8 protein-coding genes are annotated in these 5,648 nt (G+C 54.8%); all 8 read left to right on the forward strand.

All coding sequences use genetic code 11. The features are described 5' to 3' along the window. Nucleotides 1–2 precede the first annotated feature (2 nt). Nucleotides 3–251 (forward strand): head-tail connector protein, encoded by a 249-nt coding sequence (locus WMO66_RS07690; RefSeq protein ID WP_349135835.1) that lies wholly within the window; start codon nt 3–5, stop codon nt 249–251. Continuing rightward, nucleotides 248–583 carry a head-tail adaptor protein gene (locus WMO66_RS07695; RefSeq protein ID WP_349135836.1) on the forward strand — a complete coding sequence of 112 codons (336 nt, stop codon included), beginning with the start codon at nt 248–250 and terminating at the stop codon, nt 581–583. Before WMO66_RS07690 ends, WMO66_RS07695 begins: the two co-directional genes overlap by 4 nt. After that, a complete protein-coding gene (locus tag WMO66_RS07700; protein ID WP_291011896.1) occupies nt 576–1,007 on the forward strand; it encodes an HK97-gp10 family putative phage morphogenesis protein in 432 nt (143 codons plus the stop codon). Before WMO66_RS07695 ends, WMO66_RS07700 begins: the two co-directional genes overlap by 8 nt. After that, complete coding sequence (locus WMO66_RS07705; protein ID WP_349135837.1) at nt 1,004–1,345, forward strand: hypothetical protein; 342 nt, start codon at nt 1,004–1,006, stop codon at nt 1,343–1,345. Before WMO66_RS07700 ends, WMO66_RS07705 begins: the two co-directional genes overlap by 4 nt. A 3-nt stretch (nt 1,346–1,348) precedes the next feature. Then, nucleotides 1,349–1,945, forward strand: a complete 597-nt coding sequence (locus tag WMO66_RS07710) for a major tail protein (RefSeq protein WP_349135839.1) — start codon at nt 1,349–1,351, stop codon at nt 1,943–1,945. 15 nt (nt 1,946–1,960) lie between these two features. Then, the gene (locus tag WMO66_RS07715) at nt 1,961–2,344 is read left to right on the forward strand and encodes a hypothetical protein (protein WP_349135841.1); all 384 of its coding nucleotides are present in this window, start codon (nt 1,961–1,963) and stop codon (nt 2,342–2,344) included. Nucleotides 2,345–2,552: 208 nt separating this feature from the next. Further along, the gene (locus WMO66_RS07720; RefSeq protein ID WP_349135842.1) at nt 2,553–5,048 is read left to right on the forward strand and encodes a phage tail protein; all 2,496 of its coding nucleotides are present in this window, start codon (nt 2,553–2,555) and stop codon (nt 5,046–5,048) included. After that, the coding region (locus tag WMO66_RS07725; RefSeq protein ID WP_349135843.1) for a distal tail protein Dit at nt 5,045–5,648 on the forward strand (604 nt) is incomplete at its 3' end. The genes WMO66_RS07720 and WMO66_RS07725, both read left to right, overlap by 4 nt.

Below are 5,648 nucleotides of genomic sequence, written 5' to 3' on the forward strand. Positions count from 1 at the left end.
CCTTGCTGAAAAGCTACATCACCGCCGCTGTTTCTTACGCCGAAAGCTACCAGCACATCCCGGAGGGGTTCTATAAGGAGAATCCCATGCCAGCCACCACAGAGCAAGCCGTTATCATGCTGTCGTCCCACTTCTACGAAAGCCGGGACGGCAGCACGGGCGGCTTTTTTGCGGATAACACCGGAGCGGCGCAGCAGGTGTGGAACACCGTCAATCTGCTGCTCCGCTTGGATAGACGGTGGCAGGTATGAGTTTTGGAAAAATGAACGGCTTTGCCGACATTGTGAAAACCAGGCAGGTCAAGGACAGCGAGGGCTTCATCCATTCCGAGAATGAAGTCCTCGCTTCCGTCCGTGTATACCGGGAAGGTCGGCACGGCAGTCAGCGGTGGGCAAACCTCGCTGCATTCAGTGAAGCGACCGACCTGTTCTGCTTTCGATGTATTCCTGGGCTGACGGTCACTACCGACCAGTTTCTCATCTGCGATGACTGTCGCTACGACATTGTGTCCGTGGAGGATGTAAAGGGGCGTGGGATGTACATTGAGTTGCTGGCAAAGAAGGAGGTACCGACCGTTGGCTAAGTGCGACATGAAAATGCCGGAGGATTTCCTTCTAAAGATATCCAAACTCGGCAGCAACTTTGACAGCGTGGCGGATACCGTCCTGCAGGCCGGTGGCGAGGTAGTGCTGAAGAAGGTTAAGAGCAATCTTTCCTCCGTCATCGGCAGAGGGACAAAGTTCAAATCCCGCACCACGGGCGAACTGGAAGGCGCACTCGGCCTTTCCCCCTCCAAGCTGAACCGGGACGGCAACCACGACATCAAGGTCGGTTTCGCTGAGCCTCGCTCGGACGGCGGCAGCAATGCCAAACTTGCCAACATTCTCGAATACGGCAAGCACGGTCAGCCTGCAAAGCCGTTTCTGAAGCCCGCAAAAACGGCATCCCGACAGGAATGCATCGATGCCATGACCAAGGCACTGGATGAGGAGGTGGAAAAGCTGTGAGCCTGCTATCCGATTTGCAAACCATCGCAAAAAGTTGTGGGGTTCCCGCTGAAACGGGTGTGTTCTCCGGCAAAGCACCGGACACCTATCTGGTGATTACGCCGCTGTCGGACAGCTTAGAGCTTCACGCCGACAACGCCCCAGGCTGCGAAACGCAGGAGGCACGGCTGTCCCTCTTCACAAAGGGCAGCTACACCAAACTGAAAAATGCACTCGTCCGTGCCTTGCTGGGTGCGGATTTTTATATTACCGACCGCCGGTACATCGGCTTTGAGACCGAGACCGGCTATCATCACTACGCCATTGATGTGGCGCAAATCTACGAACTGGAGGAATAAGTTATGGCGACTATCGGTCTTGACAAACTGTATTACGCAAAAATCACCGAGAACGACGCCGGTGAGGAAACCTACGGTACGCCGTCCCAGCTTGCCAAAGCCATCTCCGCTGACCTTTCGGTGGAACTGGCAGAGGCGACGCTCTATGCCGATGACGGCGCTTCGGAGATCGTGAAGGAATTCAAATCCGGCACACTCTCCCTCGGCATTGACGATATCGGCTCTGCGGCGGCATCCGACCTCACGGGTGCGACTATTGACAAGAACAAGGTGCTGATTTCCGCATCCGAGGACGGCGGCGACCCTGTGGCGGTAGGCTTCCGTGCCAAGAAGTCCAACGGCAAGTACAAGTATTACTGGCTGTACCGCGTGAAATTCGGTATTCCGGCGACGAACCTTGCCACCAAGGGCGACAGCATTACCTTTTCTACGCCGACCATCGAGGGTACCATTCTTCGCCGCAACAAGGCAGACGCAGGCAGCAAGCACCCGTGGAAAGCGGAGGCACTGGAAGGCGATGTGACCGCTGCGACTATCACGAACTGGTATAAGGAAGTCTATGAGCCAACTTATACCGCATTACCCGAAAAGACCACTTAACGGAGGTAACGCACAATGGATAACGAAAGAACCGCAGTCATCACGATCGGTGAAGAGGAGTACACACTGCTCCTCACAACCAAAGCCACCAAGGAGATCGCCGGTCGATACGGCGGTCTGGAAAACCTCGGCGAGAAGCTGATGAAGTCAGAGAACTTTGAAATGGCTATCGGAGAGATCGTGTGGCTTATCACGCTTCTGGCGAATCAGAGCATCCTCATCCACAATCTCAAGGACAAGGAGCACCCCAAGGAGCCGCTCACCGAGGATGTGGTGGAGCTTCTGACCACGCCCCTCGACCTTGCCGGATACAAAACCGCTATTACGGAAGCTCTCTACAAGGGCACCAAGCGGAATGTGGAAAGCGAGAAAGACTCAAAAAACGCACAAGTCGGGTAACGGTCTCCGATGCGGAGCTGTTTACCCGGCTTCTCTATTATGGCCTTGCCCACCTGCATCTCAGCCAGGATGAGGTGTGGCTGATGCCGTTTGGTCTGCTTTTGGACTTATGGGAGTGCCACAAACAGTATAACGGGCAGGCCACACCGGCACGAGAGCATTACATCGACGATATTATCCCCGACGGCATTTAAGGAGGTGACGGTACATGGCAGACAGTTTCGGACTGAAGATCGGTCTTGAGGGTGAAAAAGAGTTCAAAACAGCACTTGCAGACATCAACCAGTCCTTCAAGGTGCTCGGCTCCGAGATGAAGCTCGCCACCTCTCAGTTTGATAAAAACGATAAATCTGTGGAGGCGCTTGCCGCACGGAACAAGGTGCTGCGAAAAGAGATCGACGAGCAGACCACAAAAATCGACACCCTTCGCAAGGCTCTGCAGAATGCCGCCACCTCTTTCGGAGAGAACGACCGCCGCACCCAGAACTGGCAGATCCAACTCAACAATGCCGAAGCCGCCCTCAACGATATGAACCGTGAGCTGGACGAAAACGAGAAAGCTATCAAGGAGGGCGGCAAGGCTGCGGAGGAATCCGGCAGTAAGTTTGAAGGCTTCGGCAAGGTTCTCAAAACCGTAGGTGTGGCACTCGGTGCCGTGGCTGTTGCCGCAGGTGCCGCCGCCGTGAAGCTCGGAAAAGAGGTCATCGCTGCCTATGCGGACTATGAGCAGCTGGTCGGCGGCGTTGACACCCTGTTCAAGGACTCCTCGCAGGAGATCCAGCGGTACGCCGCCAACGCATACAAAACGGCCGGTCTTTCCGCCAACGAGTACATGGAGACGGTCACGGGCTTTTCCGCAAGCCTCATCCAGTCCCTCGGCGGTGATACCGAGAAAGCCGCAAAGTATGCAGATATGGCAATCACGGATATGTCCGACAACGCCAACAAGATGGGTACGGATATGTCCTCCATTCAGAATGCCTACCAGGGTTTCGCCAAGCAGAACTATACGATGCTCGATAACCTCAAGCTGGGCTACGGCGGCACAAAACAGGAAATGGAGCGACTGCTTGCCGATGCGGAGAAGATATCCGGCGTAAAGTATGACATCTCCTCCTACGCAGATGTGGTGGAAGCCATTCATGTCATGCAGGAGAGCATGGACATTGCAGGAACGACCGCCAAGGAAGCGGAAGCCACCATTTCCGGCTCTGTCAATGCACTGAAATCCGCCGTGTCGAACCTCATCGTAGGCTTTGGTGATGCGGACGCTGACATGGAGCTGCTGTGCAACAACATGGTGGATGCCTTCAAGACTGTGGTGGCAAACATCACCCCGATCATTGAGAACATCGTGGCGGCTCTGCCCACGGCGCTGGATGCTCTGCTGACGGCTGTGGGCGAACTGCTGCCCACACTGCTGGAAGCGGTCACCGAACTGTTCTCGCAGGTGCTGGAAACGCTGCTTTCTTTGCTTCCGCAGCTTATCCCGGCGGCTGTGTCCGCGCTCATGACCATCGTGAACACGCTGATTGAGAATCTGCCCCTGCTCATTGATGCGGCAGTTCAGTTGGTGTCCACGCTGGTGACCGGCATTGCGGATGCACTGCCTACGCTCATCCCGGCAGCGGTGCAGGCTATCGTCACCATCGTGCAAGGTCTGGTGGACAGTCTGCCGATGCTTCTGGATGCCGCGCTGCAGCTTATCACGGGGCTTGCCCAGGGACTATTGGACGCACTGCCCGTGCTGATTGCCGCTCTGCCGGAGATCATCAACGGTATCATTACCTTCTTACTGGACTCCATCCCGCAGATTATCGAAACAGGCATTCAGCTTCTGACCTCGCTTGTTGCCGCATTGCCGGATATCATTACGGCAATTGTGGAGGCTATCCCGAAAATCATAGACGGCATTATCAATGCAGTGCTGAATGCGATACCGCTCATTATTCAGGCAGGCATCGACCTGCTGATTTCCCTCATTCAAGCCTTGCCGCAGATCATCACGACTATCGTGCAGGCGATTCCGCAAATCATCTCCGGCATTGTCAATGCCCTCATCGGAAACATCGATAAAATCATCATGGCAGGTGTGCAGTTGTTCGTTGCCCTGATTGAAAATCTGCCGACCATCATCGTGGAGATCGTCAAGGCGGTGCCGCAGATCATTGCAGGCATCGTGAAAGCCTTCGGCTCTCTGATGTATAAAATCGTGGAGATCGGCGGCAACATCGTCAAGGGACTGTGGAGCGGCATTACCCAGCTTGCCTCGTGGCTGTGGGATAAGGTGTCCGGGTGGATCTCCTCCATATGGGACGGCATCTGCGATTTCTTCGGTATCCATTCGCCCTCAAAGGAAATGGCATGGGTCGGTGAAATGCTGGTCAAGGGTCTTGCAGGCTCCATTGACGACAACGGCGATGAAGCGGTTAAAGCCGCAGAAGGAATGGCAGAGGACATCAACGGCGTCATGGGCAACCTTGCTCACGATATGCAGACGGCTCTGCCCACCGACTTTGACGTGAACGGCTCGATCCGCACAGCAGTGGACGGTGTGGTCGGAAAGGCGGCATCCGCTTTCACCATTGCCCTGAACATTACGAACTTCAACAATTACAGCAGTGAGGATATCCGTCAGCTCACCTCCGAAGTCATGGAAACGGCGAATCAGTTTGCCCAGCGGAAAGGAGTGGTATTCGCATGACCTATTTTACCTACAACGGCCGCAGTTCCGCTGAGTTCGGTCTGCATATCGAGAAGAAGGACGTGTTCTCCGCACCGGAGTACGATGCGGAGTTCATCTCCATTCCCGGTCGGAGCGGCGATATCATCAACCCCAACCGCCGTTTTTCCAACATCAAGGTCACTTACACCGTGTTCCTCGCTCGGAAGAATATAGCCGCACTTGCCGCTGTCCTGCGGGACATTAAGGGCTGGCTTTATTCCGAGCCGGACAGATACCACGAAATCACCGACTCTTACGATGCGGAGTATTTCCGCTACGGTGTCATCTCCGGCAATCTGGACATTGAGGAGCAGCTGAACAAGGTCGGCAGCTTTACCGTGACCTTCAACTGCAAGCCCTACAAATACAGTTTTGCGGGACAGGAGACAGTGACAGTAGACGCATCCGAACTGACGATCACAAATCCGACTGCTTTTGAAAGCCGACCGTACATCAAGCTATACGGCAGCGGTACGGTGGTAATAATGATACAACCCCAAGGTCGAGGTATGATGATTTCCAATCTGGATGAGTACATCGAGATCGACAGTGAGCTGATGAACTGCTTCAAAGGCACCA

The sequence above is a fragment of the Faecousia intestinalis genome (assembly GCF_040096185.1).
Taxonomy (GTDB): Bacteria; Bacillota; Clostridia; order Oscillospirales; family Oscillospiraceae; genus JAZOXB01.